Here is a 24,341-nt window from a genome sequence, read left to right on the forward strand (position 1 = left end):
CCCCGACCCCGCCGCCGCCCCTGCCACCGCCTCCGGGTCCGCGCCCGCGCCCGCGAGCTCGCCCGCGAACGGCCGGGGGCGGATGCCCGTGGCCGTCCACATGCTCGGGCTGTCGGTGTTCGCGCTCGGCACCAGCGAGTTCATGCTCTCCGGGCTGCTGCCGCCGATCGCCGAGGACATGGGCGTCTCGATCCCGCAGGCGGGCCTGCTGATCTCGGCGTTCGCGATCGGCATGGTGGTCGGGGCCCCGCTGCTCGCCGTCGCCACCCTCCGGCTGCCGCGCCGCACCACCCTCGTGGCCCTGATCACGCTCTTCGGGCTCGGCCAGGTCGCGGGCGCCCTCGCCCCGAACTACGCGATCCTCTTCGCCTCCCGCGTGGTCTCCGCCCTCGCCTGCGCCGGGTTCTGGGCCGTGGGCGCCGCCGTGGCCGTCGCCATGGTCCCGGTCGGCTCCCGCGCCCGCGCCATGTCCGTGATGATCGGCGGCCTGTCCATCGCGAACGTGCTCGGCGTGCCCGCCGGCGCCTTCCTCGGCGAGCACCTGGGCTGGCGCTCGGCCTTCTGGGCCGTCGCCGCGGCCTCCGCCGTCGCCCTGGTCGGCCTGCTCGCGCTGGTGCCGCCGATCCCGCTGCCCACCGAGCGCCCCACCCTCCGCCGCGAGCTGGGCATCTACCGCGACCGACAGGTGTGGCTGGCCGTACTGATCACGGCCCTCGCCGCGGGCGGCGTGTTCTGCGCCTTCAGCTACCTCGCCCCGCTGCTCACCGACGTGTCGGGCCTGTCCTCCGGCTGGGTGCCCTCCGTCCTGGCCCTGTTCGGCGTGGGCGCGCTGGTCGGCACGATGGTCGCCGGCCGGGTCGCCGACGGGCGTCTGTTCCCGGTCATGTTGTGGGGCATCACCGGTTCCACCGCCTTCCTCGTCCTGCTCGCGCTCTTCGCCCCGGTCCCCGCGGTCACCGTGGCCCTGTCCTTCCTCCTCGGCGTGACCGCGTTCTTCACGGCGCCCGCGCTGAACGCCCGCATGTTCGAGGTCGCGACGATCGCCCCGACCCTGGGCGCGGCGACCACCACCGCCGCGTTCAACCTCGGCAACACCGGCGGCCCCTGGCTGGGCGGCGCCGTGATCGACGCCGGGCTCGGGTTCGCCGCCACCGCCTGGGCGGGCGCGGCGATGACGGTCACGGCCCTGGCCCTGGCCTTCTGGGCCCGCCGGATCGCGGACCGGACCCCGGGCGGCCCCGACCGGGCCACCCGCCGCGTCACGGGCTCCGCCCCCGCCGTCCCCGCCACCCCCGCGCCGGCCGCGGATCCCGCGCGCCACACCGTCACCACGACCGGACCGGCCGCCACGGCCTGAGCACCGGCGCGCCCGCTGTTTCACGTGAAACAGCGGGCGTGTTTCACGTGAAACACGAGCGGCCCCCGCCCCGGATCATTCCGGGACGGGGGCCGTGTGCGTGGGGCGGCGACGCGGGCCGGGCCTCGCCGCACCCGCCTGCGCGCCGTGCTCGCCCCGCTCTCGCCCTACTCCTCGTCCGCGCCGGTCGCGCCCTCGTCGGCCAGCAGTTGGTCGGCGTCCATGATCCGGTAGGCGTAGCCCTGCTCGGCGAGGAAGCGCTGCCGGTGCGCCGCGAAGTCCTGGTCCACGGTGTCGCGGGCGACCACCGAGTAGAACCGCGCCTCGTGCCCGTCCGCCTTCGGCCGCAGCACCCGCCCGAGCCGCTGCGCCTCCTCCTGCCTGGACCCGAAGGTGCCCGACACCTGGATCGCGACGGTGGCCTCGGGCAGGTCGATGGAGAAGTTCGCGACCTTCGAGACCACCAGCACGGTGATCTCCCCCTGCCGGAACGCCTCGAACAGCTTCTCCCGCTGTGCGTTCGAGGTCTCGCCCTTGATCACGGGCGCGTTCAGGTGCTCGCCCAACTCGTCGAGCTGGTCGATGTACTGGCCGATGACGAGGGTCTGCTCGCCCCGGTGCCGGGCCACCAGCGCCTCCGTGACCCGCCGCTTCGTCGCGGTCGTCGCGCAGAACCGGTACTTGTCCTCGGTCTCGGCCGTCGCGTACGCGAGCCGCTCGCTCTCGGTCAGGTTCACCCGCACCTCGACGCAGTCGGCGGGCGCGATGTAGCCCTGCGCCTCGATCTCCTTCCACGGGGCGTCGAAGCGCTTCGGGCCGATCAGCGAGAACACGTCCGACTCCCGGCCGTCCTCGCGCACCAGGGTCGCCGTCAGGCCGAGCCGGCGCCGGGCCTGGAGGTCGGCGGTGAACTTGAACACGGGCGCCGGGAGCAGGTGCACCTCGTCGTAGACGATCAGGCCCCAGTCCCGCGAGTCGAAGAGCTCCAGGTGCGGGTACACGCCCTTCCGGCGCGTGGTCAGCACCTGGTAGGTCGCGATGGTGACCGGCCGGATCTCCTTGCGGGTGCCGCTGTACTCGCCGATCTCGTCCTCGGTCAGGCTGGTCCGCTTCACCAGCTCGTGCTTCCACTGCCGAGCCGAGACCGTGTTCGTGACGAGGATCAGCGTGGTCGCCTTGGCCGCCGCCATCGCCCCCGCGCCCACCAGCGTCTTGCCCGCCCCGCAGGGCAGCACCACGACCCCGGACCCGCCGTGCCAGAAGCCCTCCACGGCCTGCCGCTGGTAGGGCCGCAGCGCCCAACCGTCCTCGGCCAGCTCGATCGGGTGGGCCTCGCCGTCCACGTACCCGGCGAGGTCCTCGGCGGGCCAGCCCAGCTTCAGCAGGGACTGCTTGATCTGCCCGCGCTCGGAGGGGTGCACGGCCACGGTGTCCGCGTCGATCCGGGTCCCGACCAGCGGGGTGATCTTCTTCGACCGCAGGATCTCCTCCAGCACCGGCCGGTCCGTGCTGGTCAGCACCAGCCCGTGCACGGGGTGCTTGGACAGGGTCAGCCGGCCGTAGCGGGCCATCGTCTCGGCGACGTCCACGAGCAGGGCGTGCGGCACGGGATAGCGCGAGAACTCCACCAGCGCGTCCACGACCTGCTCGGCGTCGTGCCCGGCGGCCCGCGCGTTCCACAGGCCGAGGGGGGTGATCCGGTAGGTGTGGATGTGCTCGGGCGCCCGCTCCAGCTCGGCGAAGGGGGCGATGGCCCGCCGCGCGGCGTCGGCGAGCTCGTGGTCGACCTCCAACAGGAGCGTCTTGTCGCTTTGGACGATGAGTGGCCCGTTCACGCACGTCTTCCCTTCGGCGAGGACAAACCTCCAGTCTGCCGTATCGCCGGGGAATCAGGCGCCCAGGTGCGGCAGTGGGCCGGTCGGGTACGGGGGTTCCGCCGGCAGCAGGGCCCGTGCGCGCTCCGTTCGGCCGGACCGGGACAGCTCGTGGATCTCGCGCGCCAGCGGGGTCACGTCGCGGATGTCGACCGTCCACTCGTCCGCGTAGGCCCGGGAGGCCGGGCCGGACAGGCCGAGCTGGAGGGAGCGGTACGGCAACGGGTTCAGCGCCAGGTCCCGTTCCGGGTCCCACTGCACGCGCACCGGCGCCGCCCGCAGGGCCGCCCGCCACCGCGCGTGGTCGGCGTGCACCGTGCGGTCGAAATGGGACAGGCACGCCTCGCGCAGTGCCGCGTCGAACCCGGCCCGGGTGATCTCCACCGCCAGCACCACCTCCTGGTCGGGCTTCGTGCCCCATCCGCAGCGGTACATCATCCACAGGAACGAGGGCTTCACCCAGGTCATCCGCTCCCGCTTCCAGGCCGCCGGGAACCGGCCGTCACGGGCCGCGGGCAGCCCCAGGTGCGGGGCGTACGCCTGGTAGACGGTGACGGTGTCCGCCCCGTGCCGGGCCCGCACCCGCCGCGCGGGCTCGGGCGCCGGGCCGGTCGACTGCGGGCCCTGGGGCGTCGGAACCGTCGGGGGCGTCGGGGGCATGGACTCGGTCATCCGCCCAGCCTCCCCGACCCGCCCCGCACCCCGCCGGCGGTTTTCGGCGCCTACAGGTGCTCCTCGGTCAGCTCCCTGACCCCCGTGATCCGGTGCAGCGGATAGGTCCGCACCTCGTCCGTCGTGTGGTCGTAGCCCGTCACGAACCCGCCCTCGACCCGCACCGGCTCGATGACCCGCGTGGTCGCCGCGCCCTCCGCGTTCACGTACCCGATCCACACCGCCGACCCGGTCAGCGCCGCCGCCTGCACCGTCGCCAGCGTCTCGGCGGCCGTGGTGCGCGGCAGCTCCCGCTGCGTGGGCGCCGGCACGGACACCACCGGCGCCGTCGCCACCGCCGCCGACACCGCCCGCGCGGGGGTCACCGGCGCGGGGTCCGCCGCCCTGATCGCCCGCACCACCGCCGCCGGCAGCCCGTCCCCGACCGTGCCCGGCCCGTCCGGCACCGGCACCGGAGCGGCCCGCTCGCCGGTACGGCGGGCCCGCGTCCCCGCCACCACCACGTCCCCGGTCGCCGACTCGGCGGCCGGCGCGTAGCCCATGGCCCGCAGCCCGTCCAGCAGCGCCGCGGGCTCGGCGGACGCCGCCAGCACCGTCGGCGCGAGCCGCCGCAGCCCCATCCCGGCGGCCCGCCGGTCCGCGAGGATCTCCCCGAGGGTCGCCTCGTCCTCGCACCGCACGTACGCCGACGCCGCGCCCACCCGCAGCACGCCGTGCCGCCGCGCCACGTCGTCGATCAGGTAGGCGAGCGGCTGCGGCACCGGGGTCCGGCTGTGCTCGGCGAGGAACGCGTGCAACTGCTCCGGCGTCAGCCCCGAATCCAGGGCGCGGCGCACCGAACCCGGCGTGAACCGGTACACGGTCGCCCCGCCCTTGGACTCCACGGTCGCCAGCAGCGCCAACGTCCGCGCCACCTCCCGCCGCAACGGCCCCGGCGCCACCGCCGTCAGGTCCGCCTGCAACAGCACGTGCTCCACCGGCGGCGGCAACAACGGCGCCAACGCCGCCGCCACGTCCCCGCCGGCGACCAGCGCCCGGCCCGGCCCCGTCAACGCCCCGCGCCCGACCACGCCCAGCAGATCGGCCTCCGCCAACGCCCACCGGGCCAGCCGGATCCGCAGCTCGGCGGCGGCCCCGCTCGGGCCCTGGCCGCCCGGCCGCTCCCACTCCAGACGGGCCAGCAGCGACTCCGGGTCCGCCGACGCGCCCTCGGGGAGCTCGGCCAGCAGCTCCAGCACCCGGCGCCGCACCTCGGGCGCCGCCGACCGGTCCAGCCCGTCCCCGAGCGCCGCCGTGCCCCGGCCCCGCGCGTCCGGCTCCCCCACCACCCCGGGGGTGCGGGTGGACGTGAACCAGGCCCGCACCAGCGCGGCCCACCGCCACGCCACGTCCTCCTCCGCCCAGTCGTCCCAGGCGGGAGTCGGCGCGTAACGCTCGTCGACCTCCCCGTCCGAGGCCACCAGCCCGGCCCCGTAGGCCGCCTCCAGCCAGAACACCGCGCCCTGCTCGTCGGTCTCCAGCACCGACGCGACCCGCTTCAGGTCCCGCACCGACAGACCACCGGCCCGCAGCACGGCCGGGCCCTCGTGCTCCCACTCGCCCACCAGCTCGGCCACCGTGCCCACGGCCGCCAGCGCCTGCCCGGCCGCCGCCGCGTCCACAACCTGTGGACGGTGCTCCCGCGCCACGGCCACGGCGGGCGCGATCGGCTCCGGCTCCCGGTGCGCGAGCCCGCCCCGCAGGTGCAGGGCCACCTCGCGCGGCAGCACGAGCATCCGCGTGCCGGCCGGCAGCAACAGCCCCCGGTCCCGCAGCCAGCGCACCGCCGGCGTCGGATCGGAGGTCACCTCCCCGTACGGCGGCCCCCACATCAACCGCCCCAACACCGCCAGGGCCTCCCCCGGCGCCCGCGCCAACAGCTCCGCCATCGCCTCGGGATCACCGAACATCCCGGACAGCGCGGCCACCGCCGACACCGGATCGTGCGTGGCCCGCAACCCGGCGGTCGCCACGATCTCCTGCAAGCGGGTCGGCGACATGCCGGCCGTGGCCTCGGCCACCGTCGGCCCCAACCCCGTCGGCGAAGGCCGCGACGCGTTCGGCGCCAACACCTCCCGCGCGGTCCGCACCAGCCGCAGCCGGTCCGTCGGCCCCCACAACAACGCCTGCGCCCGCAGCCGCGCCACCGCCCCCGGCAGCGCCGCCCGCACCTCGGGCCGCCCCCCCGGATCCGTCCCGGCCAGCAACGACTCCAGCACCGGGTACGGGCACGGGTCGGGCGCCACCGCCAGCGCCTCCACGGTCTGCGCGAGGAACCGGTCCAGCCGGTCCAGCGCCCGCACCACGGAGGCCCGCTGACCGGCGTGCCCGGCCAGCTGCGTCACGTCGGCGGGCGGCGGGGACAACAGATCGGGCCGGACACGCAACAGCTCGACGAGCTCGCCGTCGGAACGCCCGCGCAGGTCCTCGGCCAACGACCGGGGTGCGGACGTGCCGGAGCCGGCACCGGGCTCGATCTCGGGGTCGGGCACTTCGCCTCCAGGTCACGTGGAACCAGGCGGTTCCCCATCCGATCCACGGTATCCGCTGCGCGCCGCACCACTCCACGTCACACAGGCGCTACCGTCGGGATCACCGGTGACGACAGGGGAGGAACGCGCGGTGGGGGTGGAGGGCGAACGGCTGGTCCACGAGTACCTGAGCCGGGTCGGGGACCTGGCCGGACAGCGACGCGTGCCGTCGCGGGAACGGATACGGCTGGTCGCGGGCCTGCGCGACGAGATCGACCGACAACGGGCCCGCTACGAACCGGAGACCAGCGCCACCGTACGGCATGTGCTCGACCGCCTCGGCACCCCCGAGGAGGTCCTCGACACCCACCTCCCGACGACCACGCCCCGCGCCCCGGACTCCCCCGGCACCGGGGACCGGCCGGGCGTGTCGACACCGGACCGGGGCACGGCGCCGGACGGGCCCGAGGCACCCGGCGAGGCCCCGGAACGCGCCGGCGTGCCGCAACAACGCGGCCCCCGCCGCCTGCGCCGCACCCCACCGCCGCCACCGCCCGCCCGCACGGCCGGGCTGCCCCCGCACCTGGCGGGCCTGGACGAACTCGGCCCCTCCGAACGCGGGCGGGGCGGCGACGGCCCGACCGGCCCCGGCGCGCGGGACCGCGAACCGGAACCGGAATGGTGGCGCCAGACGGAGGCCCCCCAGGTCCCGGGCTTCGCCGGCGGCATCGAGTTCCCGACCTCCTGGACCACGCGACCGGCCACGAAACCGGACCCGGACGAGCAGGCGGACGGCGAAGCGGAGGCCGAGGAGACGGAAAAGGGGAAGGCCAGGGGGAAGGGCAAGGGCGCCAAGGACGACGGCACGAAGACCGACGAGGGCGGCGCCGCCGGCCCCGGCATCGGCCGTCGCCTGCTGCGGTTCGCCCTGGGCCGCCCCGCGAAGGACACCGCCCCCGGCGACACCCCCGCCCGAACCCGCCCCCGCGCCCTGCCCCTGCTGGCCGCCGCGCTGCTGGTCGCGGCGGTCGTCACGGGCCAGGCCCTTCTGTTCGGCGCGGGCTGGCTGGCCATATACCTGGCGCGCAACACCCTCGGCCCCACCGAACGCACCACGGCGCTCTACGCCCTGCCCGGCACCGTCCTCGCGGGGGCGGGCGTCTGGATCTGGGGCCGCACCAACAACCACTGGGGCACCCACATCCCGCCGGACGCGGCGGGCACGACGTTCATGGAACTCCTCCCCACGACGATCCGCGTGGCGGCCCTGACCACGGCGGCCTACCTGACCTGGCGCGCCCGCCGACGCTGAGGGTGGGCGGGACCTCGGGGGTGCGGTGCGGAGCGGTGCGGAGCGGTGCGTGGCCGGGTGCGGGTCCGTTCGGGGCTGGGGTGGCCGCCTGGCGGCGGCGGGCAGGTCAACAGCGTTTCCCGGCGGCGGCCGGGAGGGGACCCGGGGTGCGGCGCGTGGCCGGGTGCGGGCCCGCTTGGGGTCGGGGTGGCCGCCTGCCGGCGGCGGGTAGGTCAACAGCGTTCCCGGCGGCGGCCGGGAGGGGGGCCGGGGCGCGGCGCGTGGCCGGGTGCGGGCACGGACGTGGCCAGGGTGGCCGCCTGGCGGCGGCGGGCAGGTCAAAGGCGTTTCCCGGCGGCGGCCGGGAGGGGTGCGGGGTGTCGGTGGGTGCCCGGGTGCCGGTGGGTTCGTGGTGTGGGGCCCGACGGGCCCCCGGTCGGGGTCGGGCCGGGCCCGAGTGTCGGGTGACCCCGGCCGCTCCGGGCCGCAGGCGCGTCTGACCGTGGGTTGGTGCGGTGGAGGGCGTGGCCACGCGCGGTCCGGGTTCGTGGAACGGATCGCCGGTCGGCTTACCGGGCCTCTTGTGTGCAGGGGACCCGCCTCAGCCGCGTCCGGGCCTGCGGACGGCTACGGACTCGGACCCCCGACCCCCTCCGCCGCCCCTGGGAAAAGCTTTTGACCTGCCCGCCGCCGACAGGCGGCCACCCCGGCCACGGACCGGGCCGCAGACGGGAACGCGCCCCCACCCCGGCCCCCTCCCCGCCGCCGCCGGGAAACGCTGTTGACCTACCCGCCGCCGGCAGGCGGCCACGCCCGCCCCGAACCGACCCGCAGACGGCAACGCGCCCCCACCCCGGACCCCTCCCCGCCCGCCGCTCGTGGCCGAAGGCCCGCTCCCCGAGCGGGCCTTCGTGTTCACCGTGGTGTGCGGGGTGGGGCGGGGCGGGGCGGTTCAGCGGAGGGGCTGGGCCACCGCCGGGCGGACCTTCGGTTGGGTCGCGGGCGCGTCCGGCGTCGCCGGGCTCGCCTTGACCGGGACCGCGCCGGGTGCGGGTTGGGTCGGCGCGGGCTGGTCCGCGGGCTTGGCGGGAACGGTGGGCTTGGCGGGCCACGGGGTCAGCGGCGGTTCCTGCGTGCAGAACGGCACGGTGCCGAGGTTCTGCGCGTAGTACGCCGAGATCCAGCCCTTGTCGTCCGCGAGGCGGTACCAGAGCGGGTTGTCGCCGATCCGTTCACCGCGCGACTTGCAGCTCACCGTCACGACCGTGCCCTCCGGGTACTCGGCCAGGGCCTCGTACGTCGTGCCGGGTCCGGTGCGGGCCTTCAGCGGGGAGTTGCCCACGCCGACGACCTTGGCGCGGACGGTCGTGGGCGCGGCCGGGGTGTTCGGGTCCGTGGGGGTCACGGGGGGCTTGACGGGAGGCGAGACGGGGGGCTTCGTGGTGCCCGTCGGGGTGTGCGGGCCCTTGTCGCCGCGCGGGCCTCGCGGGCCTTGGTCGCCCTTCTCCCCTTGCGCGCCCTTCTCGCCCGGGGCGCCTTGCGCTCCCTGTTCACCCTTCTCGCCCTGCGCGCCCTGTTCGCCTCGGGGGCCGGCCGGGCCTGCGGGGCCGGGGCGGCCCTGTTCGCCGCGTTCGCCCTGTTCGCCGCGTTCGCCCTTCGGCCCGGCCGGACCCGCCGGACCCGCCGGACCCGCGGGGCCTGCCGGGCCAGCCGGGCCGGCCAAGGGGCCGTTGCCGAGGCCGCGTTCGCCGGCTTCGCCGCGTGGGCCCTGGTCGCCCTTCTCGCCCTTGACGCCCGGCGCGCCGCGCTCGCCCTTCAGGCCGGCCGGGCCCACCGCGCCCGCGGCGCCCTTCGGGCCCGCCGGGCCGGCGGGGCCCGCGGCCCCGGGCAGCGGGGTGGCGACGGCGAAGAGGGTCGGGGAGTTGCGGAACCCGTTCTCGACCACCCACATGCCGCGTTCCAGCATCGCGCCCGTCGGCGCGTCCGCGTCCACGCGGAGCGAGACCTGGAGCACGGCCTTGGTCTCGGCCAGGAACAGGTACGAGTCGCCCTCGCAGGTCAGTTGGCGCTTGTCGGCGGCCAGCGTGCACGGGATCGTGCCCCGGTCGTCGTCGAACCAGTAGCCGGCCTCGGCGAAGGTGGTGGAGTCGGGGGCGGTCACGCGGAACGCGGAGACCTCCGCGTCCCCGGTGCCGTTGGTCGCGACGAGGGTGACGCGACCGACCTTGCCGGGCGCGATGAACGGCACGTAGGGCTGGGTGAAGTGCATGGACGCGGCGTCGGCGACGGCCGGCGTCGCGAGGCCGGGCAGGGACACTCCCGCCACTGCGGCGGTGACGACGGCCGTCAGGACCCGGCGGGACAGCGCTCGCCTCGAACCGGGTCGGGACGGGGGGACGTTGGGGGACAGGCTGGACATGCGGCGGACTCCGATCGGGCACTCACCACCGACACAGGGACGCCCTCACTGAAAAGCAGATGATCCGCTCATCGTTCCTCCCACGCCGGACGTCGCCCGCACATCACCCACCCGGCCCACTCATCGACACAGCAGGCCGACCGTGTCCTCGAAGTCGGGGAATTCGGCGCGGGCCGCCGCCACGACCTCCGCCGCCGTGCGGCGCGGGCCGGGGGCGTGGCGCAGGGCGAGGGCCAGCAGGCCGGGGTCCTCGCGGCCGGCCGGCTCGTCCCATTCGACCGCCTCGCGCGGTCCGACGCCCTCGGCGAGCAGCCACAGCAGCGCGGCCGCGTGCGGGGCGATCACCCCGGTCTCGCCCTCCGATCCGAGGAAGACCACGGGCTGTTCCGCCAGGGGCCGGCCCTCGCGCACCAGCCACAGCGCGGCCTGCCCGCCCGCGCCGTCCTGGGCGAAGGGCAGCACGGGCAGTTCGGCGACGGTCGGTCCGGCCGGGGTCAGGCCGGCGTTGCCGGTCCACGCGACGAGCCAGTCGTGGATCTCCGCCGCGTCCGAGAACGCGTCGTAGGGCTCGTAGTCGACGCCGAGGTACTCGTCGTTCTCGTCGTCGTAGTCGTGGCAGAACTCGTGCCGGGTCAGGGCGGCGAGGGCCTCGGGCAGGGCGGGGACGGCGGCGCTGTCGACGGGCGCGGTGTTGTCTGTGGTCACGGCCGCAGGCTAGGCGGCGCCACCGACAGCGCCGCCGGCCGCACCCCCACCGGCGCCGACCGCGCCGGTGGCCACGCCCGCGTCCGCGCCGGGCCACGGGCGGTGCTTCGGGCGGCGCAGGCCGGCCGCCGTCAGCCGGCGCACGAGTTCCTTGCTGCCGATCTCCACCGCGCCCGCCCCCACGGCGTCGGCGTAGCGGTGCGCGGGCACGTCGTAGTGGTCGCGTTCGAAGGCGCGCGGCGGGCAGCCGATGCGGGCGGCGAAGGCGTGCAGTTCCTCGTACGAGGCGTCGCTGACCAGGTGCGACCAGAGCCGGCCGTGGCCGGGCCAGGTGGGCGGGTCGATGAAGACGGTCACGAGTCCTCCCACTCCCCGTGCCCGTGGTCCGCGTGCCCGTGCGCGTGCCCGCCGGCGCCGGCGCCGCCGCCGAGGAGGCCGCCCGGCACCCCGTCCAGCGCGCCCACCGCCGCGACCCGCACCCCGGCCTCGGAGCAGACCCAGTACGGGTCGGGCCCCAGCTCCGGGTCCACGTCCAGGGCGTGCGGGTCGCCGTGGCCGCAGACGGGGCACAGCGGCCAGCGGCCGTAGGAGTCCAGCAGGGCGTCCTGCACGTCCTGCGCGACGAGTCCCGGCAGGAACTCCGCGCCGTCCGGCCACTGCTCCACCCACCACCGGCGCCCGGCGACGGCGTCCTCCACGAGCGAGACCACGTGCGCCCCCTCGACCCCGCTCGCCACCACGTCGGCGAGGACCAGGGCGCGCGCGACGTGCAGGGACCGCTCCAGCGGGGCGGGCTCGGGGGACGGGGGCGGGGTGGCAGGCGTGTGGTCCATGCCCCCATTGTCGTCCCCCTCCCCCGGTCCGGATCCGGACCGGGGGCGTGGCGAAGGTCCCACCGACCCGGTGCCTTACGGCGCCTTGACTCCGGGACCGCGCTGAAAATATGTTTCAAGCGTGAGCAAGAACGCGAAAGAAACTTTCAGCACGCCGGCGGCGGCCCCGTCGCCGGCCCCGGCCCCGGCGACGCTGCGGGCCAAGATCCGCACGCTCGGCCCCTCGATGACCCGCTCCATGCAGGCCGTCGCCGAGGTCGTCGCCGCCGATCCGGCCGGGTGTTCCGCGCTCACCGTCACCGCCCTCGCCGAGCGCACCGGGACCAGCGAGGCCACCGTCGTGCGCACCGCCCGGCTCCTGGGCTACCCCGGCTACCGCGACCTGCGCCTGGCACTGGCCGCGCTCGCCGCGCAGCAGGAGTCCGGCGCGGCCCCGGCCGTCACGGCGGACATCGCGGTCGACGACCCGATCGCCGCCGTGATCGCCAAGCTCGCGGCCGAGGAGGCCCAGACCCTCGCGGACACCGCCGCCGGTCTCGACCCCCGGCAGATCGAGGCCGCCGTGACCGCCCTCGCCGAGGCCCGCCGGATCGAGATCTACGGCGTCGGCGCCTCGAACCTGGTCGGCCGCGACCTCGCGCAGAAGCTGCTGCGCATCGGCCTGATCGCGCACGTGCACACCGATCCGCACCTCGCCGTCACCAACGCGGTGCTGCTGCGGCCCGGCGACGTGGCCGTCGCGATCACGCACTCCGGCGGCACCGCCGACGTGATCGACCCGCTCCGGATCGCCTTCGAACGGGGCGCGGGCACGATCGCCATCACCGGCCGGCCGAACGGGCCCGTGTCCCACTACGCCGACCTGGTGCTGCCGACCTCGGCCGCCCGTGAGACCGAATTGCGACCGGCCGCCATGTCGAGCCGCACCTCGCAGCTGCTCGTGGTCGACTGCCTGTTCGTCGGCGTCGCGCAGCGCACGTACGAGACGGCCGCGCCCGCGCTGGCCGCCTCCTACGAGGCCCTCGCCCCCCGCCACACCGCCCACGCCGTCACCACGAGCGGCAACCGCACCACCTCCCGCATCACCCGCTAGGAGCCCCCCACCATGACCGAGACGACCGCCACCCCGTACGCGGAACTGCGCGCGCAGTTGGAGACCCTCACCACCGAGGCCTTCCGTCCCGAGCTGGCCGAGATCGACCGGCTGTCGACCCTCGACATCGCCCGCACCATGAACGCCGAGGACGCGACCGTCACCACGGCCGTGGCCGCGTGCCTGCCGACCATCGCGACCGCGATCGACGAGATCGCCGAGCGCATGGCGCGCGGCGGCCGGCTGATCTACGCGGGCGCCGGCACCGCCGGCCGGATGGGCGTGCTGGACGCCAGCGAGTGCCCGCCCACCTTCAACACCGACCCCTCCGTGGTCGTCGGTCTGATCGCGGGCGGCCCGTCGGCGATGGTGAAGGCCGTCGAGGGCGCCGAGGACTCCAAGGACCTGGCCGCCGAGGACCTCACCGCCCTCGCCGTGAACGCCGACGACACCGTGATCGGCATCTCCGCCTCCGGCCGCACCCCGTACGCCATCGGCGCGGTGGAGTTCGCCCGCGAGCGCGGCGCGCTGACCGTCGGCCTGTCCTGCAACGCGGGTTCGGCGCTGGCCGCCGCCGCCGCGCACGGCGTGGAGGTCGTCGTCGGCCCCGAGCTGCTGACCGGCTCCACCCGCCTGAAGGCCGGCACCGCGCAGAAGCTCGTCCTCAACCTGATCTCCACGATCACGATGATCCGCCTGGGCAAGACCTACGGGAACCTGATGGTGGACCTGCGGGCCTCGAACGAGAAGCTGCGCGCCCGCTCGCGCCGCATCGTGGGCCTGGCCACCGGCGCCGAGGACACCGAGATCGAGGCCGCGCTGATCGCCGCCGACGGCGAGGTCAAGCAGGCCATCCTGATCATCCTCGGCTCCGTCGACGGCCCCACCTCGGCCCGGCTCCTGACCGAGGCCGCCGGTCACCTGCGCGTCGCGCTCGCCGAGGCCGCCCGCCTCGACGCCTGACCGCACGCCCTCCCCGCCCCCCCCCACCCCCGCGAACCCCTGCCACCCCCCACTTGCTCGGCCCAGACAGCAGCAGCAACCCCCATAGCAAGGCAGCTCCCACCATGGCTACAGACAAGAACCGCGCCACAGCCGCCGCGATCCTTCCTTTGGTCGGCGGCCCGGACAACATCACCTCCATCGCCCACTGCATGACCCGCCTGCGGATCGGTCTGCGCGACCGTTCCCTCGTGCAGGACGAGGCCCTGAAGGCCGTGCCGGCGGTCATGGGCGTGGTGGAGGACGACACCTACCAGATCGTGCTGGGCCCCGGCACGGTCGCCCGGGTCACCCCCGAGTTCGAGGCGCTGGTCGCCGAGGGCCGGTCCGCGAACCCCGCGCCGGCCGCCGCCCCCGCCCCGGCCGCCGGCGGCGCCGCGAGCGCCGAGGAGCTGGCCGCGCAGGGCGCCGCGATCAAGGCCGCGCAGAAGGCGAAGAACGCGACCCCGTTCAAGCTGTTCCTGCGCAAGATCGCCAACATCTTCGTGCCGCTGATCCCCGCCCTGATCGGGTGCGGCATCATCGCCGGCCTGAACGGCGTGCTCACGAACATGGGCTGGCTGCCCGCGCTGGTGCCCGCGCTCGGCGCGATGGCCTCCGGGTTCATGTCGCTGATCGCCGTGTTCGTCGGCTACAACGCGGCGAAGGAGTTCGGCGGGACGGCGATCCTCGGCGGCGCGGTCGCCGCGATCATCGTCTTCCCGGGCGTCGCGAAGATCACGGCGTTCGGTCTGGAGCTGAAGCCCGGACAGGGCGGCGTGCTGGGCGCGCTGGCGGCGGCGGTGCTCGCCGTGTACGTGGAGAAGTGGTGCCGCAAGTGGGTGCCGGAGGCGCTGGACGTGCTGGTCACGCCGACCCTCACGGTGCTGATCTCCGGTCTGGTCACGATCTTCGGCCTGATGTTCGTCGCGGGTGAGATCTCCACCGCGATCGGCGACTTCGCGAACTGGCTGCTGGCCGCCGGCGGCGCGATCGCCGGTCTGATCCTGGGCGGCCTGTTCCTGCCGCTGGTCATGCTGGGCCTGCACCAGGCGCTGATCCCGATCCACACCACCCTGATCGAGCAGAACGGCTACACGGTCCTGCTGCCCATCCTCGCCATGGCGGGCGCGGGCCAGGTCGGCGCGGCCATCGCGGTCTACCTGCGGCTGCCCCGCAACCGCTCCATCCGCAACACGATCAAGTCCGCCCTCCCGGCCGGTTTCCTCGGGGTCGGCGAGCCGCTGATCTACGGCGTGTCGCTGCCGCTGGGGCGCCCGTTCATCACGGCCTGCGTCGGCGGCGCGGCGGGCGGCGCGTTCCTCGGCCTGTTCAACCAGCTCGGCGTGTCCTTCGGCTCCACCGCGATCGGCCCCTCCGGCTGGGCGCTGTTCCCGCTGCTCGACGGCAAGAGCGGGATGGGCGTGACCATCGCGATCTACGCGGGCGGTCTCGCGGCCGGCTATCTGGTGGGCTTCCTCGCCACCTACTTCTTCGGATTCACGAAGGAGATGCTGGAGGAGTTCAACGCGGGTGACGACGAGGGCCCGGCGGACGCCGCCCCGGCCCCGAAGGCCCCCGCGAGCGACACCGGCACCGCCGACGCGCAGAAGTCCCCGGCGCTCACCACCTGAGCCGCCGGTCCGACCCTCCCGAGACTCCCCCCACGGGACCGCGGGTCCGGCCCCACCCGGCCCGCACCACACCCCGGAGCCCCCTTCCTCCCCCCGGAAGGGGGCTCCGGCCCGTTCGGGGCCGGCAGGGGCGTCCGGTCGTCACTCGCCGGTCGGGAACTCCGCGGTGTCCACCTTCACGGAGAACGGCTTCGGCAACTCGACGGCCTCCCCGAACGGCGTGCGCAGACGGCTCGCGTACACGCCCCGCTCCGGCTTCGTGAAGAGCGTGACCGTGGGCCCCGCCGCGTCGAACCGGTCGATGAGCAGGTAGGCGGGGACCTCTCCCAGCGCGTAGCCGGCGGCCTTGCCCTGCCGCTCGTCACCGGCGTTGCCCTTGGAGGTCACCTCGACGGCCAGCAGCACGTCCGGCGCCTCGCAGGGGTCGCCGCCCTCGTCGCCCCGCCCGGCGGGCAGCACGAGCAGGTCGGGCACGTAAAGCCGCTCCAGGGCAGGGATCAGGATGCCCTGGGTCTGGTAGACGAGCAGGTCGTCGGGGAGGGCGCGCGCCAGCTGCCGGTTCAGCAGCGCGAGGATCCGGTTGTGCAGGTATCCGGGGGGTGGCACCAAGGTGATTCGTCCTCCGCTGATCTCGGCACGCCAGCCTTCCGGCGCGTCCATGTCCCGCCAGTGGCCCAGCAGACGGTCCCACACGGTCGGGGCATCGGCGTCGGGGTCGCCGTGATCGGCGCTCCCGGCCCCGCCGACACCGCCCGCACAGCTGCTCCCGACGGAATCGACCATCGCGGCGGTCATGGTGGGTCTCCTCTCCTGTGGCCCGTGCGCACGAGCGTAGAAGGACGACGAAACGGCGCGAGGCCGCCGCGTTCAGCTTCCCACGATCGTGGGGCGTACGCGGCGACCTCGCGCCGGGGCACCGGGGTGCGGAGGGGTCAGACGGGCTCCGGGGCCCGCTCCCCCCTGCCCGCGTTCACCGGGGTGATCCTCGTCCGGACCGGGTCCCAGCACTGGACGCCCTTGAGGTCCGGCATCCGGTCCCGGGTGAACACCGGGTCCAGGCCGGCGCGGCGCTGCGCCTGGTAGTCGGCGAGCAGGCGGAAGGCGATCGTGGACAGCGGGATGATCGCGGCCAGGTTCACCAGCGCCATGAAGCCCATGAACACGTCGGCGAGGTTCCACACGATCGACACCGAGCCGAGCGCGCCGAAGACCACCGCGGCCAGCACCAGCGCCCGGTACGAGGGCAGCACCCAGCGCTTGCGGGTGATGAACTGGATGTTGGTCTCGCCGTAGTAGTAGTTCCCGATCATGGAGCTGAACGCGAGCATGAACACGACCAGGGTGAGCACGTGCCCGGCCCAGCCGCCGAGGGTGTCGCTCAGCGCGTTCTGCGTGAGGTCCGCGCCCTGCCGGCCGGCCAGGCTCGGGTTGGTCACCAGCACGATGAACGCGGTCATCGTGCACACCAGCAGCGTGTCGAAGAAGACGCCCAGGGACTGCACCAGGCCCTGCTTGACCGGGTGCGAGACCTCGGCCGCCGCGCCCGCGTTCGGGGCCGAGCCCAGGCCCGCCTCATTGGAGAACATGCCGCGCCGGATGCCCTGCTGGAGGGCCGCGCCGATGCCGCCGGCCGCCAGTTCGCGCAGGCCGAAGGCGCCGCCGACGATGTCGGCGAACACGCGCGGCAGCTCGGTGACGTTCAACAGCACCACGGCCAGTCCGAGCAGCAGGTAGATCACCGCCATCACGGGCACGAGCACGCTCGTCACGGACGAGATGCGGCGCACCCCGCCGAAGACCGCGAGCGCCAGCAGCCCGGCCAGCGCCAGGCCGGTGACCGGCGCGAACCAGTCCCCGCCGGCGCCCGACAGCGAGCCGCCCGCGACCGAGGTGATCGTGTTGGCCTGCACCGCGTTGAACACGAACCCGAAGGTGACGGTGATCGTGACGGCGAACAGCACGCCCAGCCACCGCTTCCCCAGGGCCCGCTGCATGTAGTACGCCGGACCGCCCCGGTAGGCGCCGGTGGAGCCGCGCACCTTGTAGAGCTGCGCGAGGGCCGATTCGACGAACGCGGAGGCCGCGCCGACCAGCGCCATCATCCACATCCAGAACACCGCGCCCGCCCCGCCGAGGGTGATGGCGGTGGCCACGCCGGCGATGTTGCCGGTGCCGACCCGCGCGGCGGCCGAGATCGTGAAGGCGCCGAAGGAGGACACCTGCTTGCGGCCGTCGGCGCGCGGCGGGGTCTTCTCCTTCACCACCCGGAACATCTCGGGCAGCAGGCGCAGCTGGACGCCCTTCGACCGGACCGTGAAGTAGAGACCGGCGCCGATGACCAGGGGGATCAGCAGCCAGGTCCAGAAGTGATCGTTCACGGTGACGATCAGCGCGTCCAGGTTCTCCATATCGGAAGTGTCGCGGGGACGGAAGGCCCGCCGACAGGGACCAAGGGCCGTGACCCATGGGACCCACGGCCCACGAAACGCGCCCTTCGCCCCGTTTTGGTCCCGCGTTCGCGGGCGCCGCTCAACCTTCCGGCCGGGTTGCCCCTCCCCCGTTCAGGGCCGTGCGAAGGATCACGTCCGGGGCCGGTTTCAGGAGCGCGCGGCGGCGAGGAAGGCGCGGATCAGCTCCGGGGACTTCACCCCGCGCTCGCCCTCCACCCCGCTCGACACGTCCACGCCCCACGCGCCGGTCACCTTCAGCGCCTCCCGCACGGTGCCCGGCGTGAGACCCCCGGCCAGCAGCCAGCGCCCGGCGGGGGCGGTGAAATCGGCCGCGCCCCAGTTCCACGGCCTGCCCGAGCCCGGGTCCGGGGCGTCCACGAGCAGCAGGTCCTCCCCGTGCTCCCCGCAGCGCTCCACCCGGCGGGCGGTGGCCCGCAGCAGGGTACGGCCGGGGACCCGAAGCCGGGGGTACCAGGCGGCGGGCTCGTCCCCGTGCAGCTGCACCCCGCGCACCCCGCTCTCCTCGGCCAGCCGCTCGACCTCGGCGAACTCCTGGCCGCGGAACACGCCGACGGTCAGCACGTGGGCCGGCACCTCGGCGGCCAGGGCTCGCGCCAGCTCGGCCGTGACCGTGCGGGGGCTGCCCGGGGCGAGCACGAAGCCGACGGCGTCGGCCCCGGCCTCGACCGCGACGCCCACGTCGTGCGGGGTGCGCAGACCGCAGATCTTCACGTACGGGGCGGCGGCGGTGGCGGGGCTCGTCATGGCCCCCAGTCAACCGCAGGAACCCGGTCGCGGGCGAGCCCCGCCCCAGGGCCGGGTACGCGAACGGGCGGTGTTTCACGTGAAACACCGCCCGGCAACGCCCGAGGGCGGGCCCCCCTCCCTTGCGGAAGCGGGACCCGCCCTCGGTCGGTTCAGCGATGGAGCCGCCGATCAACCCGTGGGGTCGATCAGAAGTCCATGTCACCGCCCGGCATGCCACCGGGGGCCGCGGCGGCCTTCTCCGGCTTGTCGGCGATGACGGCCTCGGTGGTGAGGAAGAGCGCGGCGATGGAGGCCGCGTTCTGCAGGGCGGAGCGGGTGACCTTGGCCGGGTCGATGATGCCCTCGGCGACCAGGTCCACGTACTCGCCGGTCGCGGCGTTGAGGCCGTGACCCGGGGTCAGGTTGCGCACCTTCTCCACGACGACGCCACCCTCGAGGCCGGCGTTGACGGCGATCTGCTTCAGCGGGGCTTCCAGCGCCAGCTTGACGGCGGCGGCACCGGTGGCCTCGTCGCCCTCCAGCTCCAGCTTCTCGAAGACCGCGGAAGCCTGCAGCAGGGCCACGCCACCACCGGCGACGATGCCCTCTTCGACGGCCGCCTTGGCGTTGCGCACGGCGTCCTCGATGCGGTGCTTGCGCTCCTTGAGCTCGACCTCGGTCGCGGCACCGGCCTTGATGACGGCGACGCCACCGGCGAGCTTCGCCAGGCGCTCCTGGAGCTTCTCGCGGTCGTAGTCCGAGTCCGAGTTCTCGATCTCGGCACGGATCTGGTTCACGCGACCGGCGACCTGGTCGCTGTCACCGGCACCGTCGACGATGGTGGTCTCGTCCTTGGTGATGACGACCTTGCGGGCGCGGCCCAGCAGGTCGAGACCGGCGTTCTCCAGCTTGAGGCCGACCTCCTCGGAGATGACGGTGCCACCGGTGAGGATGGCGATGTCGCCGAGCATGGCCTTGCGACGGTCACCGAAGCCCGGGGCCTTGACGGCGACGGACTTGAAGGTGCCGCGGATCTTGTTGACGACCAGGGTCGACAGGGCCTCGCCCTCGACGTCCTCGGCGATGATCAGCAGCGGCTTGCCGGACTGCATGACCTTCTCCAGCAGCGGAAGGAGGTCCTTCACGTTGCTGACCTTGGAGTTGACGATGAGGATGTACGGGTCGTCCAGGGACGCCTCCATACGCTCCATGTCGGTGGCGAAGTACGCCGAGATGTAGCCCTTGTCGAAGCGCATGCCCTCGGTGAGCTCGAGCTCCAGACCGAAGGTCTGCGACTCCTCGACGGTGATGACGCCTTCCTTGCCGACCTTGTCCATCGCCTCGGCGATGAGCTCGCCGATCTGGGTGTCGGCGGCGGAGATGGACGCGGTGGAGGCGATCTGCTCCTTGGTCTCGACGTCCTTCGCCTGCTCCAGCAGGGCGGCGGAGACGGCCTCGACGGCCTTCTCGATGCCGCGCTTCAGAGCCATCGGGTTGGCGCCGGCGGCCACGTTGCGCAGGCCCTCGCGGACCAGCGCCTGCGCCAGGACGGTCGCGGTGGTCGTACCGTCACCGGCGACGTCGTCCGTCTTCTTGGCGACTTCCTTGACCAGCTCGGCGCCGATCTTCTCGTACGGGTCCTCCAGCTCGATCTCCTTGGCGATGGACACGCCATCGTTGGTGATCGTGGGGGCGCCCCACTTCTTCTCAAGGACGACGTTGCGACCCTTGGGGCCAAGGGTGACCTTGACGGCGTCGGCGAGCTGGTTCATGCCGCGCTCGAGACCGCGCCGGGCCTCCTCGTCGAACGCGATGATCTTGGCCATGTGAAGTGGTCCTCCCGGACTGGGGTGGATTGCTCCGGACCGTGCTCCGATGCCCGCGACGGACGGCCCGAGCACCCGGCGGTTCCTTCCCGCCCGGCCCTTCGAACCTCATCGAATCGGTCCAAGTTTTTGTCACTCTCAAGGGGAGAGTGCCAACGCCAATGATTAGCACTCGCCCCCCACGAGTGCAAGCGCCTTCGGAGAACCCGCAGGTCGGCGCGGAGCACGCGCTCGGGCGGGCCGCCCCCGGGAGGCCGTGCCGCGCCGGTCGCCGCGCCGGTCCCGCGCCGATCGCGGGCCCGCCGGCCGCACAACGCGTGAGGGGCCCATCCCCCTCTGGTGGGGATGGGCCCCTCACGGGTGCCTGTCGGTCGTGGCCCGATCGCGTCGGACTCAGCCCTCGGCGTGCTTGACCATGTCCGCCTGCGGACCCTTCTGGCCCTGCGAGATCTCGAATTCGACCCGCTGACCCTCTTCAAGGGTGCGGTATCCGTCCATCTGAATGGCGCTGTAGTGGACGAATACATCCGCACCACCGTCGACCGCGATGAAGCCGTAGCCCTTCTCCGCGTTGAACCACTTGACGGTGCCCTGAGCCATGCCCAACTCCCCTATTACCGGCCCTTGCGCGGGAACGCACTTCGCGATCCCGGGTCAGAACTTGCGTCGGAACGCCTCGACCGCGGCTGAATGTATCTGCACCAACGCGGTCTGCAACAGGTCAATCCGACGAGAAATCCGGCCATACCCGAATATGCAAATAGGGTGAAACTCGGGAATATTCTCGGGCAACTCGGGCGAGACAAACGACGCCAAAGCCCCATAGCGCACACGGAGGTTGGCGCGATGTCGACGGTCTCCGGGCAATTTCACCGGGACCGGACACGTACGGGAGCGGGGGCTTCCCCAACCTTACCGCGCCCAATCAAGCAGAATTGCCCCCTCCGCTTGTCGCGGAGAGGGCAATCGACAAACTCCCGAGGCGATCCGGGAGCGCCCCCCGACGCCCCCGGACCGAGGACTCAGCAGCCGCCGGCGACCGCCGGGATGATCGAGACCCCGGCGCCGTCGGGGGTCTTGGCGTCCAGACCGCCCTCGAAGCGCACGTCGTCGTCGTTGACGTACACGTTCACGAAGCGACGCAGCTTGCCCTGGTCGTCCAGGATGCGCGCGCCGATGCCCGGGTGCGAGGACTCCAGGGAGGCGATGACCTCGGCCAGGGTCGCGCCCTCGGCGGGCACCTCGGCCCGGCCGTCGGTGTAGGTGCGCAGGATGGTGGGGATGCGGACGTTGACGCTCATGACAGGGGCCTTCCGTGAGGACGGGGAGGGGACGGGGGAGGAGCCGCGGAGGGCTCAGGCCAGACCGGCGCTCCGGAAGGCGTCCAGGTTGGGCCGGATGGTCGCGGAGGGCCGGCAGTCGGCCACCGCGTCCAGGGTCTTGAGCCCGTCGCCCGTGTTGACCACGACGGTGGTCAGCGTCGGGTCCAGCAGGCCGTTCTCGATCAGCTTGCGGGTCACGCCCACGGTCACGCCACCGGCGGTCTCCGCGAAGATGCCCTCGGTGCGCGCCAGCAGCTTGATCGCGTCCACGACCTGCTCGTCGTCGACGTCCTCGACCGCGCCGCCGGTGCGCCGGGCCACGTCGAGCACGTACGGGCCGTCCGCCGGGTTGCCGATGGCCAGGGACTTGGCGATGGTCTTCGGCTTCTGCGGGCGGACCACGTCGTGCCCGGCCTTGAAGGCCACGGAGACCGGGGAGCAGCCCTCGGCCTGCGCGCCGAAGACCTTGTAGGGCTTGTCCTCGACCAGACCGAGCTTGATGAGCTCCTGGAGGCCCTTGTCGATCTTCGTGAGCTGGGAGCCGGAGGCGATCGGGATGACGATCTGGTCCGGGAGCCGCCAGCCGAGCTGCTCGCAGATCTCGTAGGCCAGGGTCTTGGAGCCCTCGCCGTAGTAGGGGCGCAGGTTGACGTTGACGAAGCCCCAGCCCTCGCCCAGCGGGTCGCCGATGAGCTCGGAGCAGAAGCGGTTCACGTCGTCGTAGTTGCCCTCGATGGCGACGAGCTCGCCCCCGTAGACGGCGGCCATGACGACCTTGCCGTCCTCCAGGTCGTGCGGGATGAACACGCAGGAGCGCAGTCCGGCCCGGGCGGCGGCGGCGCCGACGGCGCCGGCCAGGTTGCCGGTGGAGGAGCAGGAGAGGGTGGTGTAGCCGAAGGCGCGGGCGGCCTCGACGGCGATGGCCACGACGCGGTCCTTGAAGGAGTGCGTCGGGTTGCCCGAGTCGTCCTTGACGTAGAGCTTGCCGGTGATGCCCAGCTCCTTGGCCAGGTTCTCGGCGTCCACGAGCTTGGTGAAGCCCGGGTTCAGGTTGGGCTTGTCGGCCACGTCGGCGGGGACGGGCAGCAGCGGCGCGTAGCGCCAGATGTTCTGGGGGCCCGCCTCGATCGCGGCCCGCAGCGCCTCGGGGTCGCCGAGGGGCAGGTCGTACGCGACTTCCAGCGGGCCGAAACACTCGGCGCAGGCGAAGATCGGGCCGAGGTCGAACCGGGTGCCGCACTCGCGACAGGAGAGCGCGGTGGCGGGACCGAGATCGACGGAGGTGGCGGAGGCGACAGTCTGTGCAGCCATGGCAGGCGAGGCCCTTTCTCCTCATCTTCCTCGTGGGCGCGTTTCGCCACACGAGACGGATTTGGCACCTTCCCTAGTCGGGGGACCTCGCGAATGCGCGAGAACCGACTGGAGGGTTGCCGGGGCTTCAACGGGCCGTTTCCCTCTGCCCCTCTGGATGAGCGGTATGGCGCCGGTCGCGCGCTTGCTGACGCGCCGGTGCGTTTGTGCGCGGAGGACCCCGACATGCGATGGTCCTTCGCGTTGCTCAAGACTGTAACCGAAGGCCCGGGTGGTTGAGACAGACGTCCGAACCGCGAGATGGATCACATTTCGGACCGCCACGGGCCACCGCCGACCCACCCAGGGAGTGTCGAAGGTGCTGGAAGAAGTGGAGCGTTGGCTGGCCGACCGCTCCTGGTCGGCGGCCGCGCGCCCGCTGGAGCTGCTGCTGGAGCGCAAACGGGCCTCCGGCACCACCGTCAGCGTGGTCCTGCCCGCGCTGAACGAGGAGGAGACGGTCGGGGAGATCGTCACCGCCATCCGGCGCGACCTGATCGAGGCCCCGCCCGCCCCGCTGGTGGACGAGCTGGTGGTGATCGACTCCGGGTCGAAGGACCGCACCGGCGAGGTCGCGGCCAAGGCCGGGGCCCGGGTCGTGCACCGGGACGAGATCCTGCCGCGGATACCCGCGCTGCCCGGCAAGGGCGAGGTGCTGTGGCGCTCGCTGCTGGTCACGCGCGGGGACGTGGTGTGTTTTGTCGACGCCGACCTGCGCGATTTCACCTCCACCTTCGTCTCGGGGATCCTCGGCCCGCTGCTGACCGATCCCGAGGTGGCCTTCGTGAAGGCCATGTACGACCGGCCGCTGGGCGAGCTGCCCGGCCAGGGCGGCCGGGTCACCGAGCTGGTCGCCCGTCCGCTGCTCAACCTGCACTGGCCCCGGCTGGCCGGTTTCGTGCAGCCGCTGGGCGGCGAGTACGCCGTCCGCCGCGAGCTGCTGGAGCGGCTGCCGTTCCCGGTCGGCTACGGGGTGGAGCTGGGGCTGCTGGTGGACGCGCTGCACACCGTGGGCCTGGACGCGTTGGCGCAGGTGGACGTGGGGGTGCGGGCGCACCGGCACCAGGACGGGCAGGCGCTGGGCCGCATGGCCGCCGCCATCCACCGCACCGCCGAGGTGCGCCTGGACCGCCGGCACCTGGTCCGCCCGGAGCTGGTGCAGTTCGAGCGGACGGCGGAGGGCTTCGCGCCCCGCAGCCACCCGGTGGACACGGTGGAACGGCCCCCCATGACGGAGATCGCCGAGTACCTCGGACGCCGCCACGTGGCCTGACACA

Annotated in this window: 20 protein-coding genes and 1 riboswitch; of the genes, 6 read left to right on the forward strand and 14 right to left on the reverse strand. The window is 73.8% G+C overall.

Translation table 11 applies throughout. From position 1 onward, the window contains the following. Positions 1-82 precede the first annotated feature (82 nt). Entirely contained in the window at positions 83-1,357 is a 1,275-nt protein-coding gene (locus ACN20G_RS10500) for a Cmx/CmrA family chloramphenicol efflux MFS transporter (RefSeq protein WP_424215465.1), read from the forward strand. A 167-nt stretch (positions 1,358-1,524) separates the two neighbouring features. Here ACN20G_RS10500 and ACN20G_RS10505 read toward each other — a convergent pair whose 3' ends face one another. Genes ACN20G_RS10505 through ACN20G_RS10515 form a run of 3 tightly spaced genes read right to left on the reverse strand, consistent with a single transcriptional unit; the run spans position 1,525 to position 6,434 of the window. Next, positions 1,525-3,192: a DNA repair helicase XPB gene (locus ACN20G_RS10505; protein WP_424212475.1), complete on the reverse strand. Its 1,668-nt coding sequence runs from the start codon at positions 3,190-3,192 to the stop codon at positions 1,525-1,527. Positions 3,193-3,246: 54 nt separating this feature from the next. Continuing rightward, complete coding sequence (locus ACN20G_RS10510) at positions 3,247-3,903, reverse strand: DUF4291 domain-containing protein (RefSeq protein WP_424212476.1); 657 nt, start codon at positions 3,901-3,903, stop codon at positions 3,247-3,249. A gap of 50 nt (positions 3,904-3,953) precedes the next feature. Further along, the gene (locus ACN20G_RS10515; RefSeq protein ID WP_424212477.1) at positions 3,954-6,434 is read right to left on the reverse strand and encodes a helicase C-terminal domain-containing protein; all 2,481 of its coding nucleotides are present in this window, start codon (positions 6,432-6,434) and stop codon (positions 3,954-3,956) included. A 106-nt stretch (positions 6,435-6,540) separates the two neighbouring features. On the opposite strand from ACN20G_RS10515, the gene ACN20G_RS10520 reads away from it, so the two are divergent. Then, positions 6,541-7,725 carry a hypothetical protein gene (locus ACN20G_RS10520; protein ID WP_424212478.1) on the forward strand — a complete coding sequence of 395 codons (1,185 nt, stop codon included), beginning with the start codon at positions 6,541-6,543 and terminating at the stop codon, positions 7,723-7,725. Between the two features lie 931 nt (positions 7,726-8,656). On the opposite strand, the gene ACN20G_RS10525 is transcribed toward ACN20G_RS10520, so the two are convergent. The 4 genes from ACN20G_RS10525 to ACN20G_RS10540 form a co-directional block, all read right to left on the reverse strand. Continuing rightward, positions 8,657-10,123, reverse strand: a complete 1,467-nt coding sequence (locus ACN20G_RS10525; RefSeq protein ID WP_424212479.1) for a hypothetical protein — start codon at positions 10,121-10,123, stop codon at positions 8,657-8,659. A 120-nt stretch (positions 10,124-10,243) separates the two neighbouring features. Next, complete coding sequence (locus tag ACN20G_RS10530; protein ID WP_424212480.1) at positions 10,244-10,828, reverse strand: SMI1/KNR4 family protein; 585 nt, start codon at positions 10,826-10,828, stop codon at positions 10,244-10,246. 9 nt (positions 10,829-10,837) lie between these two features. After that, complete coding sequence (locus ACN20G_RS10535) at positions 10,838-11,185, reverse strand: DUF4031 domain-containing protein (RefSeq protein WP_424212481.1); 348 nt, start codon at positions 11,183-11,185, stop codon at positions 10,838-10,840. Continuing rightward, positions 11,182-11,661: a hypothetical protein gene (locus tag ACN20G_RS10540; protein ID WP_424212482.1), complete on the reverse strand. Its 480-nt coding sequence runs from the start codon at positions 11,659-11,661 to the stop codon at positions 11,182-11,184. The genes ACN20G_RS10535 and ACN20G_RS10540 overlap by 4 nt, the downstream gene beginning before the upstream one ends. 121 nt (positions 11,662-11,782) lie before the next feature. Here ACN20G_RS10540 and ACN20G_RS10545 point away from each other — a divergent pair, with 121 nt between their 5' ends. The 3 genes from ACN20G_RS10545 to ACN20G_RS10555 all read left to right on the forward strand — a co-directional run bounded on the left by ACN20G_RS10545 (position 11,783) and on the right by ACN20G_RS10555 (position 15,369). Then, positions 11,783-12,754 carry a MurR/RpiR family transcriptional regulator gene (locus ACN20G_RS10545; protein ID WP_424212483.1) on the forward strand — a complete coding sequence of 324 codons (972 nt, stop codon included), beginning with the start codon at positions 11,783-11,785 and terminating at the stop codon, positions 12,752-12,754. Positions 12,755-12,766: 12 nt separating this feature from the next. Then, positions 12,767-13,717, forward strand: a complete 951-nt coding sequence (gene murQ / locus ACN20G_RS10550; RefSeq protein ID WP_424212484.1) for an N-acetylmuramic acid 6-phosphate etherase — start codon at positions 12,767-12,769, stop codon at positions 13,715-13,717. Between the two features lie 104 nt (positions 13,718-13,821). Next, positions 13,822-15,369, forward strand: coding sequence for a PTS transporter subunit EIIC (locus ACN20G_RS10555; protein WP_424212485.1), 1,548 nt, complete (start codon positions 13,822-13,824; stop codon positions 15,367-15,369). A 141-nt stretch (positions 15,370-15,510) separates the two neighbouring features. Here ACN20G_RS10555 and ACN20G_RS10560 read toward each other — a convergent pair whose 3' ends face one another. The 7 genes from ACN20G_RS10560 to thrC form a co-directional block, all read right to left on the reverse strand. Beyond that, the gene (locus ACN20G_RS10560; RefSeq protein ID WP_424212486.1) at positions 15,511-16,164 is read right to left on the reverse strand and encodes a Uma2 family endonuclease; all 654 of its coding nucleotides are present in this window, start codon (positions 16,162-16,164) and stop codon (positions 15,511-15,513) included. A 137-nt stretch (positions 16,165-16,301) separates the two neighbouring features. After that, on the reverse strand, positions 16,302-17,777 hold the full coding sequence (locus ACN20G_RS10565) for an alanine/glycine:cation symporter family protein (RefSeq protein ID WP_424212487.1): 1,476 nt from the start codon (positions 17,775-17,777) through the stop codon (positions 16,302-16,304). Between the two features lie 189 nt (positions 17,778-17,966). Beyond that, on the reverse strand, positions 17,967-18,584 hold the full coding sequence (locus ACN20G_RS10570) for a phosphoribosylanthranilate isomerase (protein ID WP_424212488.1): 618 nt from the start codon (positions 18,582-18,584) through the stop codon (positions 17,967-17,969). A 188-nt stretch (positions 18,585-18,772) separates the two neighbouring features. Next, positions 18,773-20,392 carry a chaperonin GroEL gene (groL, locus tag ACN20G_RS10575; protein ID WP_424212489.1) on the reverse strand — a complete coding sequence of 540 codons (1,620 nt, stop codon included), beginning with the start codon at positions 20,390-20,392 and terminating at the stop codon, positions 18,773-18,775. A 393-nt stretch (positions 20,393-20,785) separates the two neighbouring features. Next, the gene (locus ACN20G_RS10580) at positions 20,786-20,992 is read right to left on the reverse strand and encodes a cold-shock protein (protein WP_424215466.1); all 207 of its coding nucleotides are present in this window, start codon (positions 20,990-20,992) and stop codon (positions 20,786-20,788) included. A 422-nt stretch (positions 20,993-21,414) separates the two neighbouring features. Further along, entirely contained in the window at positions 21,415-21,693 is a 279-nt protein-coding gene (locus ACN20G_RS10585; RefSeq protein WP_424212490.1) for a MoaD/ThiS family protein, read from the reverse strand. A gap of 54 nt (positions 21,694-21,747) precedes the next feature. After that, positions 21,748-23,025 (reverse strand): threonine synthase, encoded by a 1,278-nt coding sequence (gene thrC, locus ACN20G_RS10590; protein ID WP_424212491.1) that lies wholly within the window; start codon positions 23,023-23,025, stop codon positions 21,748-21,750. Between the two features lie 18 nt (positions 23,026-23,043). After that, a riboswitch (SAM riboswitch) is annotated at positions 23,044-23,189 on the reverse strand. A gap of 194 nt (positions 23,190-23,383) precedes the next feature. Here thrC and ACN20G_RS10595 point away from each other — a divergent pair. Further along, positions 23,384-24,337: a glucosyl-3-phosphoglycerate synthase gene (locus tag ACN20G_RS10595; RefSeq protein WP_424212492.1), complete on the forward strand. Its 954-nt coding sequence runs from the start codon at positions 23,384-23,386 to the stop codon at positions 24,335-24,337. Positions 24,338-24,341: the final 4 nt, after the last annotated feature.

It is taken from the genome of Streptomyces dryopteridis (genome assembly GCF_049606955.1).
In the GTDB taxonomy this organism is placed as follows: domain Bacteria; phylum Actinomycetota; class Actinomycetes; order Streptomycetales; family Streptomycetaceae; genus Streptomyces.

Excerpts from the sequence above, each read along its gene's own strand:
- thrC (WP_424212491.1), bottom strand. The coding sequence starts at position 23,025 with ATGGCTGCACAGACTGTCGCCTCCGCCACCTCCGTCGATCTCGGTCCC.
- ACN20G_RS10525 (WP_424212479.1), bottom strand. The coding sequence starts at position 10,123 with ATGTCCAGCCTGTCCCCCAACGTCCCCCCGTCCCGACCCGGTTCGAGG.
- ACN20G_RS10585 (WP_424212490.1), bottom strand. The coding sequence starts at position 21,693 with ATGAGCGTCAACGTCCGCATCCCCACCATCCTGCGCACCTACACCGAC.
- ACN20G_RS10540 (WP_424212482.1), bottom strand. The coding sequence starts at position 11,661 with ATGGACCACACGCCTGCCACCCCGCCCCCGTCCCCCGAGCCCGCCCCG.
- ACN20G_RS10570 (WP_424212488.1), bottom strand. The coding sequence starts at position 18,584 with ATGACGAGCCCCGCCACCGCCGCCGCCCCGTACGTGAAGATCTGCGGT.
- murQ (WP_424212484.1), top strand. The coding sequence starts at position 12,767 with ATGACCGAGACGACCGCCACCCCGTACGCGGAACTGCGCGCGCAGTTG.
- ACN20G_RS10560 (WP_424212486.1), bottom strand. The coding sequence starts at position 16,164 with ATGACCGCCGCGATGGTCGATTCCGTCGGGAGCAGCTGTGCGGGCGGT.
- ACN20G_RS10510 (WP_424212476.1), bottom strand. The coding sequence starts at position 3,903 with ATGACCGAGTCCATGCCCCCGACGCCCCCGACGGTTCCGACGCCCCAG.
- groL (WP_424212489.1), bottom strand. The coding sequence starts at position 20,392 with ATGGCCAAGATCATCGCGTTCGACGAGGAGGCCCGGCGCGGTCTCGAG.
- ACN20G_RS10580 (WP_424215466.1), bottom strand. The coding sequence starts at position 20,992 with ATGGCTCAGGGCACCGTCAAGTGGTTCAACGCGGAGAAGGGCTACGGC.
- ACN20G_RS10565 (WP_424212487.1), bottom strand. The coding sequence starts at position 17,777 with ATGGAGAACCTGGACGCGCTGATCGTCACCGTGAACGATCACTTCTGG.
- ACN20G_RS10555 (WP_424212485.1), top strand. The coding sequence starts at position 13,822 with ATGGCTACAGACAAGAACCGCGCCACAGCCGCCGCGATCCTTCCTTTG.
- ACN20G_RS10500 (WP_424215465.1), top strand. The coding sequence starts at position 83 with ATGCCCGTGGCCGTCCACATGCTCGGGCTGTCGGTGTTCGCGCTCGGC.